We start from the raw sequence: 22,026 nt of genomic DNA, 5'->3' as shown, positions 1-22,026 counted from the left end.
CTACTTAGGAGAAAAGCAAACCCAATTAACGATATAATTGGTTGATTTCTATTGCACTATCAATATTGCTTAGCATTTTTTGCACAACGATTGGATCTAAGTGCTTTCCTGATTCTTCTTTTAGAAAATCTATAACTTTATCTACCGGCCATGCTTCTTTATAACAGCGTTTATGAGTTAAGGCATCAAACACATCTGCGACAGCGACAATGCGCGCATATATATGAATATCTTCACCGCTAAGGCCATTAGGGTACCCACTACCGTCGAATTTTTCGTGATGTTGCTGTGCAATAATTGCGGCAGATTTTAAAATAGGTCGATCGGATCCTTCCAAAATACTGTAACCAATATTGGGATGTTCTTTCATAATGGTCATTTCTTGATCGTCAAGCCGCCCCGGTTTCAACAGTACGGAGTCAGGTGTGGCAATTTTTCCTATGTCATGCATAGGAGCTGCTTGTTTTAAAAGCTCAGCCTCTTCTATAGAAAGCCCCATTTTGATGGCTAACATATAGCTGACTTCTGACATACGTTTAATGTGGTTACCCGCCTCTTTTGAACGAGACTCCACGGCATCACCTAAGCGGTAAATAAGCTCTTCTTGAGTTTCAATAATTTCGCGGTTGAGTAACAGATTATCAAAAGCAAGACTGACGTTTCCTGAAAAAACTTCCAATAGGGCTGAATCAATGTCATGTATCTGATCAATCCCCTTTAAAAAAAGTAAACTGACTTTATCTGAATTACTAGGAAAGTAGCCAACGAGAATATCATCAACGAAAATGCTCTTTTTTTGGTCCCTAGCCATATTTAAATATTTAAGGGTTTCATCATTAATTTCATTTGCTTGTGTACATTCACTACAATTGATTGAAGCCAATATTTTGTAGTCATTTTCAGAGTAAACTGCGCTAATACCCTTAACTTGAACCAATAGGCTTTGCTCATCAATATGCAACAAAGACATAACTTGCTGCAGAATACCACTAAAAAAATGTTGTAAGGTTCTTTTTTCTAGTACGTTGCTAGTTGAGTCAATGACCCGCTCGAGTCCTTCACGATAAAGCTGTTGGTATTTTCTGGCTTCATCTACTGCCATGATATCTCGGTATGCTCTAAGCGCTGAAAAAACAGTGGTGAATAATTTTTTTCTATCAAGCTCGGTTTTTTCTTTGTAATCATTGATGTCATATTCCATGATGACTTTTTCTTCGGGCGCCTGACCTGGCTGCCCTGTGCGAAGTACAATACGAGTAAAGTGGTTTTCTAGGTCTTGTCGCATCCATCGAGCAAATTCTAATCCTGCATCATCTGTTTCCATGACAACGTCTAGAAACACGATCGCGACCTCTGCTTCGTTGCGTAATAGCTCTTTACCCTCTTTAGCGGAATAAGCGTGAACAAAGGTTAGTCCACGGTTATCAAGGTTGAATCGCTTTAAGGCCATTTTTGTGATCGTATGGATGTCTTCTTCATCGTCAATTATGGCAATCTTCCAAGGTGGAGGAGTTGGTTTGCTTGATTCTTTAATGAACGAAAGTGGCATGATGATAAACGTTGAAAGCTGATACTTAATATATAGCTAAAAGTGTGAAATTTAACAAAAAAATGAGACAAATATTTTATCAATAATTTGTAAAAATCAAGTGCACCTATTTCTTTGGGCAGGCGTCAAAACGGGTAAAATTACCTGTTGGAAGCAGATTTTTTTTGATGTACAAACTCTGTACTGCTTAAGCATAGCCATACATTTTTTAGTGGTGTTAGAACAAACATAATGTATCGAAAAGGCTCACGATATGAGCTTTAAGGGGACTTAGGACTCAGATACGGAGTAAGCGTAGGTTACAGGAAAAGAAAGTTAGCCCTGTTAAAGGGCTAATTCGATCACCATTTCTCTTAATTCTTCTTTCGATATAGAGTTATCGTGATTTTTGTCGAATCGTTTGAAAATAGTTTCGCACATGCGGATACCTTTATCCTGTAGTAGGCAATCAATCAATTCGACAAATTCACTACGATTGATTACTCCATCTTTGTCTTCATCGAATACTTCAAATAATTCGTCTACCCATTGGTTAATTTCCATTAGGCTTCCTTAGTGCTAGGTAATTGATAGATAGACTTTATCTTGAATTCGAGAGATTTGAAATAATTTATTTAAAAAACCGGTAAGTTTTTCGTCAAGCAAATGAAGTGAAATTGGCCTCTATCCGTTATTAAACGTGCTGTTAACTGATTTTTAACAAGTGCTTCAGCTTTGTTACGAGGTTGCTCAATTCAGCAGCGGATGCATCACTTATTGCCGTTACCTGATAACTATTTTCATGAGTGAGCACTTGAACACAACCGAGTGTCATTGCTAAGCCGTTAGCCGTGTTTTGGGCAACGGTAAATATTTCGTTAAATGGTACTGTAAGCGCCCTTTTTCCTGTAATGGAGTAGTTTGTTTGCAACATCTCACGATTGTTAAAATCAAAAATGGTTAATTTGAAGTCGAATATGAACAGAATTAACGTTGGAATCGTTACCCCAAGCAAAATGGGGACTTGGTCAACTAATTGTATGGCGCCGGCAAATATACTAAGAAATATGCTAAGCAAACAGATCCAAGCAAATTTCAACGGATAGCTGGTTATTATCAGATAATTCCCTTTTTCTGTTACCTTCACGTTCGCTCCTTGCATCGCTTTGGGGTTCTTGGTTTTCTTATTTATATATTTGTAATTAATCTAATATAGATTAGATTATAATAATTAATCGTGCTCAAAAAATAAACACTTCCAACCGCTTTTGCTCAAACAGTTTATGGCTTAGTAAAGCTATTTTCGGTCTTTTTTATGTTTTAAATCAACGAAGTCTTTGCAGTAATTTTATACGCTGACTGTGACGGATCCTTAAACGAAATTACTTTAGTTGTTGTATCTAGTTAGCTTTATAACTATTCTTTTTGGATTGATATTTTTGTAAAACATTAAGTAACAAGGGGACATTTGCTATGAATAAATTACTCGTTATCGCCGACTTTGCCGAACAAGATCCCACAGCAATAGAGCGTGCCATTGAGCTAGCACCAACATATAGTGCAAGTTTGCATATTGTCTATTTTTGTTATGAAAACCTTCGGGCAGTAAGCAATGATATTGTGTCCATAAAGAATAAAGTGATTGAAACCCTGAAGTTAAATGCAACAGCACAATTGTCAAAGATTGATTTTAAAGGTGTAAATTACGACGTTGAAGTTGTTTGGGAAAAGCGTATTCCTGCATGGGTAGAAGATTATTCAAAAAAATCTAACCCGTCGTTGGTTATCAAAACAGGACATCGCTCAGAAACACTTTTTTACACCCCAACAGATTGGCATTTATTACGTGAGTGTCCAAGTCCCTTGTTAATTGTGTCAGAGCAAAAGTGGCGTAAGGCAAGGAATGTCTTAGCTGCTATCGATTTAGGTGCGACCAAAGAAACAAAACAAGCATTGAATAAAAAAATATTGGCTGAAGCAAAATCTCTTGCTGCACATTCGAACTCCCAAGTGCATGTGTGTTACACCATTCCTCTTTCTCCACTATTAAGGGATTTAGGGCTGCTTTATAAAGATGAGCTCGAAAACAACGCAATGCGTGAATACCGCAGTGAAATTACAAGATTAGCTCAGCAATTTGATATTCCGGCTGAAAATTTTCATATTAATGCTGGTCATCCTGGCAAGGTGATATTAAGTACTGCGGCACAAGTTAAATCAGGTACTGTTGTTATTGGTGTTATAGGGCGAACAGGTATAACTGGTCGATTGATCGGAAATACTTCTGAGCAAATTCTTGAGTTGCTTAAATCAGACGTCTTGGCGTTAAAGCCGTAGTTATTGGTCTGCGAATATTTTAAAACGCAAGGGGGAAGCATATGACGTTTCTCCCTTTGTTTATGTTATGTCTTTAGGTGTTTTACTTTCTTGCAATTTACCTTATGAGGCATGCTTCTATTCTGTGTAACGCCTCTTAATAATACATTCAGTCTTTTGAGGAGAATGCTCGATTTTTGTGGTTTAACCTTTGAACCAGCTTGTATGGATTTTCATAACACTAAGCGCAATATAAAAACACCTAGCTCTGAACAAGTACGCCAGCCTATCTACAAAACAGCGACACAGCAATGGCAAAACTATGAACAATATTTAACACCTTTAAAAAGCGTGTTAAATAAGATGCCAAATTGAATGCCAGTACATACTCTTATTTAATGTCAGCCGCATTTTCTAATACCTCAAAATAGCATGAGCGTTCAATAACCTTTATTGGTTTTAGTACTGCTTTATTTTTATGCTAATCAATTGGTTTTCTTAATGAAACTTCATTTAGTGCTGCTAATTACACAATAATTACAGTTTCAGACATATTTAAAACTGCATAATTTTTTGACGCCAGCATTATTTTCTATGGACTGATGACTTTGCGTTATTCTTATCCAATATTGTTAGCTCCATTCTTACCAGAATTTTCGTCTGTGTTATTAGTTGTTGAATTTAAAGGGGAATAATAAATCACCTTTGAGTCAAGTGAAGCCACTATTTACATTACCTAAGGGACTCATTAACAGAAATGCAGTCGATCATTGAAAAGATCTTAACTGTTGATCTTCTTCATACTTATCATTATTGTATACAATATATTGGATCCGGTATATTTATGTAAATATATTGAATTCAATTATTTGATGCTGTCGCTTCTACCGATGCATTTAAATCAGGCGTGTTGAGCTTAGCGGTCGCAGCATAAAAACCATGAAAGATCGATTCGTCCTGTTAATAAAAAGATCAATAACCAGTTAATAATAAAAAGAGGAAAGTATGGAACACAAAGAACAGGAAGGGAGTATGCTACGCAAAAATGCGCTAGCTTTGGCTATTAGCGCCGTGGTTGGCTCAATTAGCCTAAATGCTCACGCAGACGAGTTAGCTAAGAATACTGTGGCAGATGAAGAAGCCGTAGAGCAAATAATGGTAACGGGCTCAAGAATCTCACGGACAACATTTGACGCGCCGACGCCAACAGTTGTTATCTCTGCTGAAGACATCAAGATATCGGGTTTAACTAATGTAAATGACATTTTGACCTCAATGCCACAATTTGGTGAAGGTTTAGATTCTACATCAGGTAACTATTCATTTGGTAACTCAGGACTTAATGTATTGAACCTACGCGGTATCGGTGCAACACGTACGTTAGTGCTAGTTAACGGCAAGCGCCCAACCCCTATTACTGATGATGCTCAGACCATGTACGCTGATATTGGTATGATCCCATCAGAGTTACTTGAACGCGTTGAAGTGATGACTGGTGGAGCTTCTGCTGTTTATGGCTCAGACGCGGTTGCCGGTGTGGTGAACTTTATCCTGAAGAAAGATTACGAAGGCACGTCTTTACGTGGTCAGATTGGTGGTACCAATGATGGTGGGCATGACACACGAAATTTTACCTTAACCCACGGTTTCAATTTTGATGATAATCGCGGTAACCTTTCAATTTCAGTTGATTACTTAGATGAGTCAGCCCTTCGTCAAAGCGATCGCAAAGGCTCAGGCCCTCAACAGCGCTCTGTAGCAAACCCAAGAAATACAGGAGCTGAAGACGGTATTCCTGATAAAGTGTGGCTACGAGATTTAACCACAACAGAGTGGGGCGGTGAAGCCACCATTTTTGGTATCTGGAATAATGACTATAATACCCTTGATTGGTATGACGTTAATGAATCTACAGGCGGCTATTCACTTAGAACGCCAGCAAGCAATGTTTACGATGGTTGGTTAACGAATGACGGCAGTGGATTTCCTCTTGACCGTTGGGGCATGATTGAAGACCCATTTGAACGCGTAAACGCTTATGCTGCGTTGAATTATGAGTTCGATAGTTTTGATCTATCAGCAGATATTACCTATTCACGTGCCAAGTCTAAAGACGAAATTGATCCTCCGTTTTTGAATAAATGGATTCAATTAGGAAATGACTTTACCTTTGATGTACCTACAGGCATTGAAGAAAAAGCACTGACTGATGATGGTGGCTGGACGAAGCTGCATTATACTTTTTATGAAGCAGGACCAAGACGTCATGACAACGAGCGTGATTACCTGTCAGCCAATGTCACATTGTCAGGTTTAGCATTCGAAGATTGGGCATGGGATGTCAACTTTTCTAGTGGTAAGAGTAAAACGGAATTATCTAACCGTAACGCTTTAAGAACCGATAGAATCGATAGCCAATTTGCTATTATTGGTCCGTGCCAAGAAAGCAACTCTTGTCCCTCATTTAGTCCATTTGAACGCCCATCACAAGAAGTTCTGGACTACGTTTTAGATGAGCACACCAGTGTAACTGACGTGGTTTCACATGCGTTTTCTGCCAATATTGCAGGTGATCTTATGGAGCTTCCAGCAGGTGCACTGCAAATGAGTGCTGGCTTAGAAGTACGATATGAAAGTTTAGAGTACGCGCCATCTGAATTGTGGCAATCGGGTAATTTGACCAGTATGCAAACGCCTATGGATGCCAGCAGAAACATCCAAGAAATATACGCTGAAGTGCTCGCGCCTATTGTTTCGGATTTACCTGGCATAAAGGCACTAGATGTTGAAGCCGCGCTGAGAAAAGCAGAGTACTCGACTGAGTCATCATCATTTACTAGTGCAAAATTTGGTGTTAACTGGACAGTAAATGATTCAATTCGTTTTCGTTCAACGTACTCTAGTGCCGTTCGTGCACCGCAGTTAAACGAACTATTCTCTGGACAGTCAATTGGTTACACCACTATGACAGATCCATGTCATTACACTGAGATTGATGGAGGTCCAAAAGACGGTCGTCGTGTCGCTAACTGTGCCAAGTTTGGCATTGAGCCCGGCTGGAGTTCAAACATCAGTACTCAAAGAGGACAGTCAATCACAGAAGGTAACTCTGACTTACGGGAAGAAGAAGCTAAAACGTTAACGGTAGGTTTTATTTATCAACCAACATTTGTTAATAACTTACGCATTTCACTAGATTTTTGGGATATCAAACTAGAAGATATGATCACAAGCTATAGTGCTAGCGGTATGATGAGTAACTGTGTTGATTTATTACCTAACTCAGTTGATAACGACTTTTGTAAACAAGTCTCTCGTGATACTAATGGCGATGTGCTTCACGTTCGTCCAGGCAGTGTAAATGCTGATGAGTCACGCCGTCGAGGCTTAGATATTGAGGCCGATTATGCCATTGATAACTTTACCTTTAAACTTGTCGCTACTCGCATGTACGAGTCTTCATTAACACAGTTTGACTTTGTTGATGCCGTATCTGTAACTGACAATGATGTTGGTGAATTAGGTATTCCAGAGTGGAAAAGTAATTTCACCACAACATATTCACAAGGTGATTTCAGTGCAAGCTGGGTATTTAAATTCAGAGAAACGGGGCGTCTAAATGGTGATGTATCGAAAGAGTTTCGTGACTCAGATACGCCAGGCAACTCAATCATGCATGATATTCGTGTTAGTTATGACTTGACCGAAAATGCCAACCTTTATGCCGGTATCAATAATGTTACCGATCATACAGGTCTAGATCACTGGACCACAAGTTATGGAACCAGAAATGGCTGGGGCATTTTAGGCCGTAGCTATTACGCGGGCTTCATTTATAACTTTTAAGTAAGTTTAATTGTCAGTGCCAAAGGGAAGGTAATGAATAATTACCTTCCCTTATTTATGAGTGAAAGATTATTGTGTAAGCGTTTTTCGATATTCACCTGGAGTCATTTGAGTGAGTTTATTGAACCAACGGTAAAAGGAACGCGGCTCCTTAAATCCTAATGCATCACTGACATGGTTAAGGGGCAATACCTGATTGGCCAAATATTGCTTCACTACTTTCAGCCGTGTTTCATCTAATATTGATTGAAAATTTAACCCTTGTGCGGCCAATCGCCGTTGCAAAGTTTTTGTACTTATTCCTAAACTATTGGCGATATCCTGTTGATGAAACTGGCCCATTTTTAATGACTGCTCAATCATTGCACTGAGTTGTTCCGGAAAACTTGTCTCACGGTTTAAATTCAAAATAAGACTTTGTGCGTGGTCTTCTAAAGTAGACAGTAGCTGTTGATCGCCTTTGTTTAGCGGTAAAGATAACAGGGTTTTATCAAAGATAATGGCATTTTCGTCTTGGCCGTATTCGATAGGACAATTAAATAGTGCTTGGTACTCGTTTTGCTGGCTTAAGCTAGGTCGTTTCCGCATTAACCGTAAAGCGCTGGGATTACTGTCTTGACTGACTAAATAGCGAGCAAAAGTTAACCACGAGGCCAAACAGTTGTCTATCATGTGACGCTTTACTTGTGGTTCAGTAAATTGACAATGCCAGCTGATTTTAACCTGCTCTCCGAGTGTTTCAAATGAGGTTGTGCCCATATCGCCAACTAGTTTTTCAAATGGCTGTATCTTGGTGATGGCTTGCCCCAAACTTTCACAATTCATCGAAATATAGCCCAACACACTATACGACCCAGGTTGCACGTATTTTGCCGTGTGTAAGCCAAAAAGCTCATCATTTGATTGAGAAATAAGAGCTGAAATTAGTTGTTGAAATTGAAGCCCTGTAACATGATTGTTATTGTCAAGCAGAAGGGTTTCATCGAGCTTGATTTCATCAAGGATCTTCTTAATGTCTATGCCTTGCTCGGTGGCAAGTTGCAAATATTGACTGACTGCGGGGACGGATGCCTGACCAAGTTGTTCATCGATTTGTACGGCGTGTTGCGCTAGTAGTTTATCTGCCATATGTCTATTTATTACTCCATTACGTATTGAGCCAAGCAGTCCATAATTGTCTCAAAATGTCACATTGACTGTCTTTTTAGGACATTTCGCCTAGCTGAGCTCCGTTTTATCATAACTGATATTGAAATCATAGCTGGGGTATAAAATGAGACGTTGGAATGGTTGGGGTGATGAAAGTAAAACCATGGAATTGCCGCATTCTGCAGGACAATTTTTATCACAGACTATTGGTACGGGCCAATGCTTGCAGGATGCTTCTTTAACAGACGTTATAAGTCAGGTGCCATCGTCACGATTGCCTGAACATCCATTGGTTTCAACGGATCCTCAAACTCGAGTACGGCACGCCAAAGGACAATCATTACCCGACTATTTAGCCATGCGTAGTGGCGAAATCTCCTGTTTCCCTGATGGCGTGTGTTTTCCAGAAAACCGTCAAGACGTTGAAGATATTCTTGCTTATGCCAAAACACATAACGTTGAACTCATTCCCTATGGTGGAGGCACAAGTGTGGCGGGTCATATAAACCCTAACATGTCCTCCAGAGCGGTATTAACGGTAGACATGAGTCACATGAATCAATTGCTTCATCTTGACGAAAATAGCCAAATAGCAACGTTTGGGGCGGGCACACCCGGTACAATGGTTGAAGCACAATTGCTTGCACGTGGCTACACTTTGGGACATTTTCCACAATCCTTCGAGTTATCCACTATTGGTGGTTGGGTGGCAAGTCGTTCAAGTGGTCAGCAATCATTACGCTATGGGCGTATTGAGCAATTATTTGCCGGGGGAAACCTTGAAACCTTCGATGGTTCACTAACCGTTCCCACGTTTCCTGCCTCTTCGGCGGGTCCTGATCTACGTGAAATACTTTTAGGATCTGAAGGACGCTTTGGCATTCTAACCGATGTTAAAGTACGGGTTAGTCGCGTAGCTGAAAAAGAGCAGTTTGGCGTGATCTTTTTTCCAAGTTGGCAACTAGCAAGTCAGTTTTGTAAAGAGGTTGTACAGCACCGTATTGCGTTATCCATGTTAAGAGTAAGTAACCGTGTTGAAACCCAAACTCAGCTGAAACTTGCTGGACATGAAACGTCAATCAAATGGTTAGAGCGCTATTTGTCTCTGCGAGGCTGTAAGGACAATAAATGTATGTTGACCTTTGGCTTAACTGGCAGTCATAGCCAAATTTCTGCGACTAAACGCCAGTTAAAAAGTGTGGTTAAACAATACAAAGGTGTGAATACGGGGACGTTATTAGGCAAAAAGTGGCAAGCTAATCGCTTTCGCTCGCCTTATCTTCGTGATGCGTTATGGCAGCTTGGCTATGTTGTGGACACTTTTGAAACCGCGACAGATTGGGGAAATGTTGACGAGCTTATGGCCAAAGTTGAAGATGAAATTCGCCATGGCCTGACCGATAAAAATGAGCAAATCCATGTTTTTACTCATCTTTCTCATGTGTACGCGCAAGGTTGTAGCCTATATACAACTTATATTTATCGAAATGGTTCTTCATACGAGGAAACGTTAGCACGCTGGAAGAAGTTAAAGCACCTTGCCAGTGAAACCATTATTAATAATGCGGGTACTATTAGCCATCAACATGGCGTGGGTAAAGATCATGCGCCATACCTTAGTGTTGAAAAAGGAGTATTGGGCATGAAGTTGCTTGCTAACCTTTCCGAACATTTCGATGAGCAACAGCAATTGAATCCAGGTACTTTGCTTGAGTAAGCCAGCAGAAAAACTGAGGTTTTTATGATACATCCTTCTCACAATGACGATCAGTCGATACATGTTAATGGCAAACAAACTCTCTGTCATAGCAGTGAGGCTCGGATGAGTCAGGTAAAGAACCTACAGCTGTCCCGAGAGCAACGAATTGTCAACATGAGTAAAACGCCAATGTGGGACTTGGTTGTGGTCGGTGGAGGAATTACTGGTGCTGGGATTTTAAAACTAGCCTCACAAGCGGGCTTAAAAGTGCTATTACTTGAGCAAAAAGACTATGCGTGGGGCAGTTCGAGTCGTTCGTCAAAAATGGTTCACGGTGGTTTGCGCTATATGGCTCAAGGGCAAATTGGCTTGACGAAAGAATCTGTCATAGAAAGACAGCGCTTATTGGCACAGGGCTATCCGTTAGTGACAAAGCAAAGCTTTGTGATGAGCCATTATCAGCACGCTTTCCCTGGCGTTTGGGTGTTTAATCGTTTGTTGTCGTGTTATGACTTTATTGCGGGAGTAAAACAGCATAAGTTTTGGCCTCAAATACCTTATCTAGCGCTTGCCCCCAATGTTGATGAAAAAAAGCTCCTTGGTGGCACTCAATTTTATGACGCAATAACTGACGATGCTCGCTTAGTGCAAAGATTGATTCAAGAATCGTTATGCTTAGGTGGCGATGCCTTAAATTACGCCAAGGTTGTTGATGTCGCTGCGCATGAGACCCATCAAGTACTCAAGATGGAGTTAGCAGAACAAGTCTTGGCAATTAAGACCAAAGTTGTTGTTAATGCCTGTGGGGCATGGTCAAAGCTGGGTCAAGATAGTGTGAAAAAAGCGAGCAATCGTCGAACACGAAATGACAAGACTATGCACTTGCGTCCGTTGCGAGGCAGTCATTTACTAATACCGAGTTGGCGATTACCTGTTGGAAGTGTTTTTAGTATTCGTCATGCACAAGATAAACGGCCAGTGCAAGTTTATCCATGGCAAAACGTCACCCTGGTAGGGACAACCGATGTTGAGCATTCACAAGATATGGAGAAGGAAGCTCACATTACTCAAGATGAGTTTGACTATTTACTAGCTGCAATAGCACAGCAATTCCCGAATGCCAAAATTACCCCCAACGATGTGATTTCAACGTTCTCTGGTGTTAGACCTGTGATCACTTCTGGTGAATCAACGGCTCCCTCAAAAGAAAAACGTGAACATTTTATTGAGCAAAAAGCCGGCGTTATTTGGATTGCTGGTGGTAAATTGACGACTTTTAGATTGATTGCTAAGCAGGTGCTGACATTGGTATGTCAGCACCTAACATCAGAGCAGAAACATGCAGTAGGATATCATCAAAAAGAAAAAGCAGATTACCTTAATGCGCTCGAGTTAGCCTGTAAGTTACCTGTTTTGTCTGCATCTTCGGGGCTATTTGGCAGGGATTTAGGCGAATCGACTTATCTGCAAATTAGCGCTTGTTATGGCGAGCTAAGTGAGCTGTTTGTCGAACAAAGTGATCCTCAACATTGCTTTCCAATAAGGTACAGCAGGCATTTATGGGCAGAATTAATCTGGGCTGTAAAATTCGAGCAAGTACAGCACTTGGATGATCTCTTACTACGTAGAACTCGCATCGGCAATGTACTGCCAATGGGAGCTCAAGAATTACTCCCTAAAATTAAGCAATTATGTGCTCCATATTTGTCGTGGAGCGAAGAACGCTGGCAACAAGAAGTCGATCGATATTGCGCTATTTGGCATCTCGCCTATAGCTTGCCAAACCATCAAGATAAACCAAAGAAATTAAAAATATGACAGCGGTTAATTCCTCAATGTGCAATGAATCCAGTAATGCTGAGCCGTCAGCTATTGCCGACGATTTAATTTTAACTATTGATAATGGTACCCAAAGTGTGAGGGCACTATTGTTCAATTTACGAGGGGAGCTTGTAGCTATAAGCCGAATAGAGCTTGAAGCCTATTTCTCAGAGAACCCAGGTTGGGCCGAGCAGCATGCGGAATATTTCTGGACAATGCTAACAAAGTGTTGTCAGCAGCTTTGGCAACAAGAAGAGGTGATTGCAAACGCTTATCAGCAAAGAGTCAGAGCGGTTACCGTAACGACTCAGCGTGGTACAGTGATCAATTTAGATAAGCAGGGGCAACCCTTGCGTCCAGCGATTTTATGGCTAGATCAACGCTTATGTCAGCATAACAAAGCGATGCCCTGGTATTGGCGATTGGCATTTTCCGCTATTGGGCAAACCAAAGTTGTGGACTATTTTCGTCGAAAATCACAGGCTAATTGGTTGCAGCAAAATGAGCCCGCAATATGGAATAAGACCGAAAAATTTCTCTTACTTTCCGGATTCCTAACACATAAGTTGACCGGAGAATATAAAGATTCGATTGGTAGTATTGTTGGTTACCTTCCCTTCGATTACAAAAAGCAAAGCTGGGCGAGTCGGTGGGATTGGAAGTGGCATGCATTGCCAATTAAACGTTCAATGTTGCCTAATTTGGTTAAACCGGGTGAGGTACTTGGCGTAATCACTGAGCTGGCGGCAAAAGCGACAGGAATAAAAGAGGGGACTAAGGTATTAGCGTCCGCTTCAGACAAAGCATGTGAAGTGCTCGGCTCTGGTTGTATTAGTGCAGATACCGCCAGCTTAAGTTACGGTACCACCGCAACCATTAACACTAATAATACTCGTTATGTTGAGCCACAAGCGTTTATTCCACCATACCCTTCTGCAATTCCAGATAATTTTAATAGTGAAGTGATGATCTATCGCGGTTTTTGGATGGTCAATTGGTTCAAACAAGAATTTGGACAAAATGAAATTGAAAAAGCACAAGAGTTAGGGGTTAGTGCTGAAAGCTTATTTGACCAATTGGTGGCGCAGGTTCCGCCCGGATCTATGGGACTGATGTTACAGCCCTATTGGTCACCTGGATTAAAAAATCTAGAAGCTAAAGGAGCCATTATCGGCTTTGGCGATGTTCATACGCGTGCTCATCTTTATCGTTCGATTCTTGAAGGGCTAGCCTATGCATTACGCGAGGGCAAAGAAACACTGGAGAAGCGCCAGAAGCAAAAAATAACACGGCTGATTGTTTCTGGGGGCGGCTCACAATCTGATGCCGCGCTACAATTGACGGCGGATATCTTTAATTTACCCGCTCATCGTACGCATACCTTTGAAACTTCTGGGTTAGGTGCCGCTATCAATGCCGCAGTCGGGATGGGGTATTTTGAGAGTTATCAAAATGCCGTAAATGCCATGACCCGAATTGAGCAGTCATTTATACCCAATCCAAATCATGTTCGCTTATATGACAAATTATATCAGCAGGTGTATCGAAAAATGTACCGACAGCTAAAGCCGATTTATCAAGACATAAAGAAAATTACAGGATACCCCGAATAGCAACAGTTGCGTATTCACAATAGATTGAATTACCCGGTTTGGCGGAATGTTGAACCGAATAAAATAATAATTAAATAGTGTGTAGGAAGGAGCGAAATATGAGTTATACCCGTCGTAAATTTATAAAAACCCTCGCTGTAAGTGCTGGCGTTGTAGCAACGTCAAGTATTTTAGGGTGTGGAAGTTCTAGCAATAAAAGTGAGGTGATTGATTCAACATCGCCTGCACCTAGTCTATTGGACGGCAGCCAGTTCTTTCCACAGTCAGTAGTCTCGGGTGATCCTAAAGCAGATTCGGTTATATTATGGACGCGAGTGGATGATCAAAGTGGCGCAGATACGCCCTTGATGTTACAGGTCGCAACGGATGAAGATTTTACTAATCTAGTTGTTGAAAGCTCGTTTGATGCGCTAGCTGTGTCAGATCATTGCCTTAAAATTCGCGTAACGGAGCTAAACGCAGGACAACATTATTATTACCGATTTATTTATCAAAGTGGCGGCAATAATTATACGAGTCGAATTGGCCGAACAAAAACTGCTGCGGCTGCTGATAGTGATACAAAAGTGAAGTTTGCCTATGTCTCGTGTCAAGATTATATCGGGCGTTACTTTAATAATTATCTGTCCTTGCTTGATAACGATGATTTAGACTTTGTCGTGCATTTAGGAGACTATATTTACGAAACCACTGGGGATGCGACCTTTCAATCGGTAGGTGGAGCTCGAAGCATTGAATTTAGCGATCAAGAAGGTGTGCTGACTTTAGGCGTTGGTGAAAACCAAACTCAAGCAGCGAACAGTCTAGACAACTATCGCCAACTCTATAAAACTTACCGAGGCGACGAGTTATTGCAACGTGTCCATGAACGCTTTCCGATGATTGCTATTTGGGATGATCATGAGTTTTCTGACGATAGCTGGGCCGATACTGCAACCTATCTTGATGGCGCAGGTGATGAGCAGCAAACTCAACGTAAGAAAAATTCAGAGATGGCATATTTCGAATACATGCCGATTGATCATCAGCTGCCCCACACAACAGTCGATTTGCCTGCGGGCTCTATCACCATAAATGACGAGCACCTATTTCCCAATACACGTATTTATCGCGACTTTCAGTTTGGCAAGCACCTTCATCTAGCCATGACAGATTTTCGCACCAACCGCCCGGATCATATTTTGCCTGAAGATGCATTCCCCGCTACCGTGGCGATAGACCAGCCTACATTGACAGGTTTTCTATTGGCCACTGGCCTAATGCAGGAGCAAGCCGATGGAATTGTTGCCCAAATGTCACCTTATGTGAACATTGATGATGCAGCCTACTCATCTTATAAAACGGCATTTATGGAGGTATTTACTGGCCTATATATGCAAGAGCTAATGGCTCGTAAAACCTTAAGCCAAAGCGAGGCTCTTGCACAAGCACAGCAACGTGCCGTGACGGTAATTCAGGGTAATTTGGCGACAAGTTACTTAAACCAAGTACTAGCCAGTGCTAAAGCAAGTTTAGCATCTGATCATCCTATACAATTGTTGCCTGCCTTGCCTGAGGAAAATGTTGCTCAAGGCTTAGCATTTTATACCATGGGGAAAACGACATTATTTAATTACATAGGCAGTCGATATTTTGTTATTAAAGATACCTATGACATTTATGCGGGCTATCGTGAATACGTCGCTAACTTACAGGGAACTAGTGCACAAAAAGCCTTTGACGATATGCAAACAGCTTGGCTAGCACACACCTTTTCGACATCAAACAGTACATGGAAAATGCTGGGAAGTTCAGTGTCTTTTTCACCATTGATATTTGATTTGTCATCGAGCCGTGTTCATAGTGGCCTGAACACACTGGAAGGGGTGCTGGATTCAACAGCTATTCCACATGCGTTAAAGCAACGCTTTTATTTGGAAGCGGATCAGTGGGATGGCTTTCCACAGTTTAAGTCAAACTTTGTTGACAGTGTAATGAGCCAATTTGGGGTCATTAGTTTAGGTGGTGATGTACACAGTAGTTACGTGACTGAGCATAAAGCGAATGACGCAACCGGGAAAAAATCGTTTAACTTTACCACTTCGTCTGTTTCATCTGGTACTTTTGGCTCATTCCTCCAAGGGGGCATGAACCAAATATTTGCTCAGTTAGGCGATATGCCTGATGTACTAACTGACTTCCCTTATTTTTTCGACTTGCTAGTACAAACGGCAACCAAACGTGATGATATCAGCGATAATATGGTGTTCTCACGAATGTGGGAGCATGGTGTCGCAATCGTTGAAGTCGATGCTGACCAAGTGTTAGTAAACTTCCATAACATCGGCAGTGAGTTTCATCAATTGGATACCGTTACACGCAGTTATTATGATAATGCTGAAGAATTCTTGTCACAGGTACGTTTGTATCAATTTAAAGTCGCAGATGGTGTTTTAACACCACTTCAATAGCATAACTTTAAACAGGATATCTCTGTTCAAAAAGTGGCAGCTGTGTAGTCGGGATTAGGTGAGGTGGTAGGTCAACGACCTCGCTCTAATTTTGTATTATTACTTCTCGGCCTGTGATTGGAGAGTTTCTTAGTAGAAATGCGATGGGATTTTACTCGTAATCACTTTAGAACAATTCGTTAATAAAAAATGATATCTGACCTCCAAAAGTTCAGTTGAGGAGGCCAAGATATCAGCTAGGTATTATACCCCTGCCAATGACTTAGGATCTGCAGCGAGTATCTGCTCACATTCTCTTGCATGCACTTCATCTTCTTTCGCATCTATGCGGTGATCAGAGGCAAACCAATAATAGAGTATTGGCAATACAACTAAGGTAAAGAAAGTGCCAATTAACATGCCTGCAACAAGAATAATACCAATACTGTTGCGCGCTTCTGCGCCCGCTCCTGTCACTAAGACCAAAGGGAAATGGCCAAGTACAGTTGCGCCTGTTGTCATCAAAATAGGACGTAATCGTGTTGACGCTGCTGATTTAACCGCTTCAATTTTACTGGCACCTTGAAGTTGCACATGATTGGCAAATTCAACAATTAGTATCCCGTTCTTAGTGATCAGTCCTATAAGCGTGATCAAACCTATTTGCGAGTAAATATTAACGGAAGTGAAGCCGAGAAACGCAATACTCAACGCGCCAGATAGCGCAAGAGGAGCACAGCCTAGTAGCACCACTAACGGATCTCTGAAACTGTTAAATTGAATGGTCAACACGAAATAAACAATCACCAAAGAAATCAGCAATACATTGACCATAGTATTACCGTCTTTCCTCAACTGTCGTGATTCTCCCGCATAATCAAGAGAGTATGATTTTGGCAGTATGTTAGCGGCAATATCTTCTATCGCTGCAAGTGATTGTTCTTTCGTGACATGAGGCAAAATACCGCCGTAAATCCTAAATGATTTTTGCTGGTTAAATGAGCCCAGCAAACGTGGCCCTGTAATGGACTTAATTTCGGCAAAGCTTGATACGCGAATCAACTCACCCGTAGGCGTGCTGATTTGCATATTTAAAACGTTTTCTGGGTTGTATTTTTCAGCGTCATCAACAACCGGAATCACGCGATAAGCCTTACCATTGTCATCAAATAGATTGACGAAATTATTCGACATCAACACGCTCAATTGGTTATTGACGTCAGCCAGAGTTAAACCTAGATCTGCGACTAATGTGCGATCAATAATGAGCTCACTTTGTGGCAAGTCTATCTTCAAATCGGTATCGACAAACATGAAATTACCTGACTGATACGCCTGAGCAATAATTTGCTCGGCATATCCGCGCATGTTCTCATAACTGTCGTTAGTACGTACGACCATTTCAACATCAAATTGCCCAGCAGTAGGGAGCGCCGCCGATAAAATAGGTAATAGGTTTAATTCACTGATGCCACCAAGCTTCCCGTACAGTTCGGGTAAGCTTTCATGAACGCTTTTGTCACGCTCTGAAAAGCTCTTAAGTTCAACGCCACCAAAACCTGCATTGGTGTTAACTATTTGCCAAACAAACTTAGCACCATCAGTGGTCATCAATGTGTCCACTACTTGGTTCATGTTGTTTGAGGTATAAGCCAAAGAGGCCTCAGGCGGCGCCTCAACTACTACGTTGATAGCATTTTGGTCTTCTACAGGGGCTAATTCTTTTTGAGATAGCATGTAAAAGGGCACCACCAATAAACTAAATACAATGGCGATTAAAATCACTTGGTTTTTCCAGTCGAAAATGGTCTCGAGCGATTTTAGATATAACTGTTGTAAGGTATCGAAGCCCTGATTAATTTTTTTGGTCAGCTTACCTTCATGGCCACCTTCAGGTGATACAAAGGCACTCATGACTGGAGATAATGTCACGGCAACTACGCCAGAAATCAGCACCGCAACCGCTAGGGTAAAAGCGAACTCTCTAAACAAATAGCCAGTTAAGCCTGATAAAAAACCGATCGGAGCATATACAGCGGCTAGTGTTAAGGTCATCGCGATGACCGGCACCAACAACTGCCTTGAACTGATCAATGCTGCTTTGAATCGACTTTTTCCTTCGCGCATATGTCTGGCAACGTTTTCAACTACAACGATGGCGTCATCGACCACTAATCCGACGGATAGTACCACAGCCAAAATGGTTAATAGGTTTAATGAAAAGCCCATTAACTTCATTACCGCAATTGCGCCTAAAATCGAAATAGGGATAGTGATCAACGGCACAAGTGCGGTTCTAAATGAGCCCATCATCGCAAGGACCACAATACCAACAAGCAACACTGTTTCAATCAAGGTGGTAAAGATTTCTTTTATTGCATCACGCATGTATAACGTGCCATCGTACCCGATACCAATTTCAATACCGTTAGGCATTGCGGCGTTTACAGTATCAAGCTTTTTATATAATTCATCACCAATGGCTATTTCATTCGCGCCAGGTAAAGCCCAAACCGCTAAGAAAATGGTTTGTTCATGGTCTAAACGAGCATTTGCTGAGCCTTCTTCTTCGCCGCGCTCAATCGTTGCCACATCGGACAATAACACTTGGGCTCCGTCTAGGTTTGCGACAATTAACTGCTCAAAATCTTCAACATTTTTTAATGTAGTGTTTGCCATTAAATCGACCCGTTGGCGGTTATTTTCACTATAACCTAGCGTGGCGATGGTATTGTTCTGTTGTAGCGCATTGAATACTTGGTCTGCACTGATGTTGTAAACCGCTAGTTTGTCTGAATCTATCCATACACGCATGGCAGGATTTCGCCCACCTTCTATCGTTACCTGCTGAACGCCATCAATGTCGCTTAACACTGGGACGATGTTTCGGGTTAAATAGTCAGTAACTTCACTGCGAGGTAAGTCATCGGAAAACAAGTTGAGGTAAAAAATAGCGTATGCGCCATCGGCTCGTTTAACAGAAACCGATGGATCTTCCGCGCCCTCAGGGAGCTCAAACTTTATTTGACTCAAACGTGTGGTCAGCTCTGCTAGTGCAGAGGTAGTGTCATGATTAAGTTTTAACCAAGCTGTCACTTTACTGCTACCCGATGTGGTAGTGGAGTCTACGTAGTCGACACCAGGAACGGTTGATGCAACACGTTCGATAGGCTCAGTAACAAACCCTTTTACAACTTCCGCTGACGCGCCAGTGTAGGTTGTACTAATTTCAAGAGAAGCACTTTCTATTTGCGGGAATTGCTGTACAGAAATTTTATTCGCGGAGTAAAGGCCCGCTAATACAATTAGTATTGAGAGCACTACGGCTAATACCGGCCGCTCTACAAAAATATCCATGACAGATGCTTTCTTTTCATGCAAGGCACTCATTACTTCGCTTCCTCGCTAAGCAATTGGCTGCCAAGGCTATTTTTTGCCAAAGCCTTTGGATACACTAATATTCCTTCCCTAAGTTTAAAGGAGCCGTCGGTGGCGATTAGCATATTTGGCTGCAGCCCTGAATGAATCACCTGTAAATCACCGGTGCGCACACCTAATTCGACAGGGACTTTTTTTGCGCGATATTGCTGATCATCATCTTGCACTAACTCATAAACAAATGCGCCAAAATGGTTTCGATTGACTGCGGCTTTGGGCAGTAATACTGTTTGCTCTGTTTTGTTAAACACTCTTACTTGGACAATTTCATTGTGGTTTAACCATGACTGCCCGTCAGGTAATTCAGCGCGGAAGCTCAAATGACGTGACTGCGCTTTAATTTGACTGTTAATGGCAATAATCGTGGCACTCTTGAATTGTTGTTGCCCGTTAGTAATTGAGCGAACGGCTACCTTGTCACCAATGGATAAACGCTGTTTAGTTTGCGCCAACTGAAAGTCAATCCAGATTTCTGGCCCGTTACCAATCAGGGTGGAAATGGTGGTGTTTGCAGGCAAAAATTGACCCACTTGATAAGTTTCAAGGCTCACTTGTCCATCAAACGAGGCAAAGATTTGTTTCTTATTAATGGTAGATTCAAGGCTAGCTATTTCGGCACGTGCGATACTTAAGTCTGCTTCAGCAGCATCGTAATCTTGTTGACTGACTTTTTTCTCAGCCACCAATACACCCATGCGTTCAAAATTTATTTTAGCTAGCTTTTGTTTTGCTCTAGCGGCTACCAATTGTGCTTGTTCATCGAGGATGTTAAGTGACAATAAGTGTTGTCCCTTTTTAACTTGGTCACCTCCTTTGAAATTGACCGTATCAATGGTGCCGGCCAATTCATTTTGGATCTCAATGGCTTGTATTGATATGGCTTGGCCTGTCACTTGAAATGACGACTGATGCTCAGACACTTCGGTGGTTATCGTATTAACTGAAGCTGAAGGCTCAGGAAAAGCTGCGGCCATATCCATAGCGGCTTGAATTTGTTGGAATTTGAAAAATCCCAATCCAGAAATGGTTAAGGCTATAAAAAGTATAGCGATAATCCAGCGATGTATTTTCATATTTTCTCTCCGGTAATCTTGTTTAACAATGGCGTTTTGTGAATGCTGTTTATCTCAGTCCGCACTCAACCAGCATCGCGGCGGCTTTTTCTACCCCTGCGTGGTCAATAGGTGTTTGCCATTGATATGAATTGAGTAAGCGCATTAAGCTGTTGACTATGTGTGAGTCAGTTGCAACAGGCTCTTTTAATGAATCAGTACCTTCTGATATTTGCCTGATCTGTGTGACGCGATCAACATGGTGATAGCCTACAGTTAACGCCCAACAGCCTAAATTGATCTCTTCAATTGTTTGCTCTGCATTGTCATTTAGCGTTAACTCGCCTGAAACCGCAGCGTTGTTCATGCAGTCAAAAAACACTTGCTCACATCGTTCATTGGCGGCAAGCATTCGTTCGGTCCATAAAGGTGAAGCCTTGTTGATCACCAGTTCATTTGCAGCAAAAGACTCTAAATGAGAAGAAAAACTATATGGCTCAATTTTCTTAGGGTTAAGTAAGGTAATCGCCATTATTTTTTCAGGTGTAGTTAAATCTAACGCCAATACTTGCTCAAAAATATTGCTGTAATGGCTATACACACGATGAGCTAGGGCAAAAATAATATCTTCTTTGCATTGCACCAGCTTATAAATTGACCCCATAGAAAGCTCTGCTTCTTTGGCGATGGCAGACATCGTGAAATCAAGTAGTGATGTCTGTTCAACGCATTTGATCGCGGCATTCAAAATAATCTCTTCTTGCTCTCTCGGACTGAATTTAGGTGCTGGTGCCATAGTTTATTACTCATTTATCTGCTTTAACGGTTAGGATAACGCCATTCGAATGGTATTCGAATGGCGTTATTGTAGTCGGTTCTTCTTATTTGTCAATGCTAAATCTAAATGGATAGACTAAATAATGAGCACTTTGATGTACGAGTATAGGATACAACGTTGAATTTCTTGTTTATGCTAATGGACGCCAATAATCGAAATCTATTGACTGCCACCTTTACCTCATTTTCTATGTTAGTGATCGTTAACGTTTTGGTATTAACCCTCACCATCACAAACTATTATGAACATAGATATTTTTGATTTAGGCTTGTTCGCTGATGGCAAAAATCAATCGAA

At 41.4% G+C, this 22,026-nt stretch carries 13 protein-coding genes; 6 read left to right on the top strand and 7 right to left on the bottom strand.

The window, feature by feature from the left end; all coding sequences use genetic code 11:
• Positions 1-25: 25 nt before the first annotated feature.
• The 3 genes from QUE03_RS14870 to QUE03_RS14860 all read right to left on the bottom strand — a co-directional run bounded on the left by QUE03_RS14870 (position 26) and on the right by QUE03_RS14860 (position 2,675).
• On the bottom strand, positions 26-1,549 hold the full coding sequence (locus tag QUE03_RS14870) for a DUF3369 domain-containing protein (RefSeq protein WP_286262728.1): 1,524 nt from the start codon (positions 1,547-1,549) through the stop codon (positions 26-28).
• A 324-nt stretch (positions 1,550-1,873) separates the two neighbouring features.
• On the bottom strand, positions 1,874-2,092 hold the full coding sequence (locus tag QUE03_RS14865) for an EF-hand domain-containing protein (protein WP_286262727.1): 219 nt from the start codon (positions 2,090-2,092) through the stop codon (positions 1,874-1,876).
• A 142-nt stretch (positions 2,093-2,234) separates the two neighbouring features.
• Positions 2,235-2,675 carry a hypothetical protein gene (locus QUE03_RS14860; protein WP_286262726.1) on the bottom strand — a complete coding sequence of 147 codons (441 nt, stop codon included), beginning with the start codon at positions 2,673-2,675 and terminating at the stop codon, positions 2,235-2,237.
• Positions 2,676-3,001: 326 nt separating this feature from the next.
• Here QUE03_RS14860 and QUE03_RS14855 point away from each other — a divergent pair, with 326 nt between their 5' ends.
• Together QUE03_RS14855 and QUE03_RS14845 are read left to right on the top strand one after the other, a co-directional pair.
• Complete coding sequence (locus QUE03_RS14855) at positions 3,002-3,865, top strand: universal stress protein (RefSeq protein ID WP_286262725.1); 864 nt, start codon at positions 3,002-3,004, stop codon at positions 3,863-3,865.
• A gap of 984 nt (positions 3,866-4,849) precedes the next feature.
• Positions 4,850-7,690, top strand: coding sequence for a TonB-dependent receptor plug domain-containing protein (locus QUE03_RS14845; RefSeq protein WP_286262723.1), 2,841 nt, complete (start codon positions 4,850-4,852; stop codon positions 7,688-7,690).
• A gap of 69 nt (positions 7,691-7,759) precedes the next feature.
• On the opposite strand, the gene QUE03_RS14840 is transcribed toward QUE03_RS14845, so the two are convergent.
• Positions 7,760-8,818, bottom strand: coding sequence for an AraC family transcriptional regulator (locus tag QUE03_RS14840; protein ID WP_286262722.1), 1,059 nt, complete (start codon positions 8,816-8,818; stop codon positions 7,760-7,762).
• A 145-nt stretch (positions 8,819-8,963) separates the two neighbouring features.
• Between QUE03_RS14840 and QUE03_RS14835 the strand changes: the two genes are divergently transcribed.
• The 4 genes from QUE03_RS14835 to QUE03_RS14820 all read left to right on the top strand — a co-directional run bounded on the left by QUE03_RS14835 (position 8,964) and on the right by QUE03_RS14820 (position 16,422).
• On the top strand, positions 8,964-10,556 hold the full coding sequence (locus QUE03_RS14835; RefSeq protein WP_286262721.1) for an FAD-binding oxidoreductase: 1,593 nt from the start codon (positions 8,964-8,966) through the stop codon (positions 10,554-10,556).
• Between the two features lie 24 nt (positions 10,557-10,580).
• Entirely contained in the window at positions 10,581-12,356 is a 1,776-nt protein-coding gene (locus tag QUE03_RS14830; RefSeq protein WP_286262720.1) for a glycerol-3-phosphate dehydrogenase/oxidase, read from the top strand.
• Positions 12,353-13,972 (top strand): FGGY-family carbohydrate kinase, encoded by a 1,620-nt coding sequence (locus QUE03_RS14825; protein WP_286262719.1) that lies wholly within the window; start codon positions 12,353-12,355, stop codon positions 13,970-13,972. The genes QUE03_RS14830 and QUE03_RS14825 overlap by 4 nt, the downstream gene beginning before the upstream one ends.
• A 98-nt stretch (positions 13,973-14,070) precedes the next feature.
• Positions 14,071-16,422, top strand: coding sequence for an alkaline phosphatase D family protein (locus QUE03_RS14820; protein WP_286262718.1), 2,352 nt, complete (start codon positions 14,071-14,073; stop codon positions 16,420-16,422).
• A 243-nt stretch (positions 16,423-16,665) separates the two neighbouring features.
• On the opposite strand, the gene QUE03_RS14815 is transcribed toward QUE03_RS14820, so the two are convergent.
• The 3 genes from QUE03_RS14815 to QUE03_RS14805 are packed head-to-tail and all read right to left on the bottom strand — an operon-like array spanning position 16,666 to position 21,687.
• A complete protein-coding gene (locus tag QUE03_RS14815; RefSeq protein ID WP_286262717.1) occupies positions 16,666-19,791 on the bottom strand; it encodes an efflux RND transporter permease subunit in 3,126 nt (1,041 codons plus the stop codon).
• The gene (locus QUE03_RS14810; protein WP_286262716.1) at positions 19,791-20,912 is read right to left on the bottom strand and encodes an efflux RND transporter periplasmic adaptor subunit; all 1,122 of its coding nucleotides are present in this window, start codon (positions 20,910-20,912) and stop codon (positions 19,791-19,793) included. Before QUE03_RS14810 ends, QUE03_RS14815 begins: the two co-directional genes overlap by 1 nt.
• A gap of 49 nt (positions 20,913-20,961) precedes the next feature.
• The gene (locus QUE03_RS14805; RefSeq protein ID WP_286262715.1) at positions 20,962-21,687 is read right to left on the bottom strand and encodes a TetR/AcrR family transcriptional regulator; all 726 of its coding nucleotides are present in this window, start codon (positions 21,685-21,687) and stop codon (positions 20,962-20,964) included.
• Positions 21,688-22,026: the final 339 nt, after the last annotated feature.

The organism is Thalassotalea atypica (genome assembly GCF_030295975.1).
Taxonomy (GTDB): Bacteria; Pseudomonadota; Gammaproteobacteria; order Enterobacterales; family Alteromonadaceae; genus Thalassotalea_F; species Thalassotalea_F atypica.
Note: the sequence above shows the minus strand (reverse complement) of the source record. Positions and strands in the feature narration are given on the sequence as shown.

Excerpts from the sequence above, each read along its gene's own strand:
- QUE03_RS14870 (WP_286262728.1), bottom strand. The coding sequence starts at position 1,549 with ATGCCACTTTCGTTCATTAAAGAATCAAGCAAACCAACTCCTCCACCT.
- QUE03_RS14865 (WP_286262727.1), bottom strand. The coding sequence starts at position 2,092 with ATGGAAATTAACCAATGGGTAGACGAATTATTTGAAGTATTCGATGAA.
- QUE03_RS14855 (WP_286262725.1), top strand. The coding sequence starts at position 3,002 with ATGAATAAATTACTCGTTATCGCCGACTTTGCCGAACAAGATCCCACA.
- QUE03_RS14845 (WP_286262723.1), top strand. The coding sequence starts at position 4,850 with ATGGAACACAAAGAACAGGAAGGGAGTATGCTACGCAAAAATGCGCTA.
- QUE03_RS14840 (WP_286262722.1), bottom strand. The coding sequence starts at position 8,818 with ATGGCAGATAAACTACTAGCGCAACACGCCGTACAAATCGATGAACAA.
- QUE03_RS14835 (WP_286262721.1), top strand. The coding sequence starts at position 8,964 with ATGAGACGTTGGAATGGTTGGGGTGATGAAAGTAAAACCATGGAATTG.
- QUE03_RS14830 (WP_286262720.1), top strand. The coding sequence starts at position 10,581 with ATGATACATCCTTCTCACAATGACGATCAGTCGATACATGTTAATGGC.
- QUE03_RS14825 (WP_286262719.1), top strand. The coding sequence starts at position 12,353 with ATGACAGCGGTTAATTCCTCAATGTGCAATGAATCCAGTAATGCTGAG.
- QUE03_RS14820 (WP_286262718.1), top strand. The coding sequence starts at position 14,071 with ATGAGTTATACCCGTCGTAAATTTATAAAAACCCTCGCTGTAAGTGCT.
- QUE03_RS14815 (WP_286262717.1), bottom strand. The coding sequence starts at position 19,791 with ATGAGTGCCTTGCATGAAAAGAAAGCATCTGTCATGGATATTTTTGTA.
- QUE03_RS14810 (WP_286262716.1), bottom strand. The coding sequence starts at position 20,912 with ATGAAAATACATCGCTGGATTATCGCTATACTTTTTATAGCCTTAACC.
- QUE03_RS14805 (WP_286262715.1), bottom strand. The coding sequence starts at position 21,687 with ATGGCACCAGCACCTAAATTCAGTCCGAGAGAGCAAGAAGAGATTATT.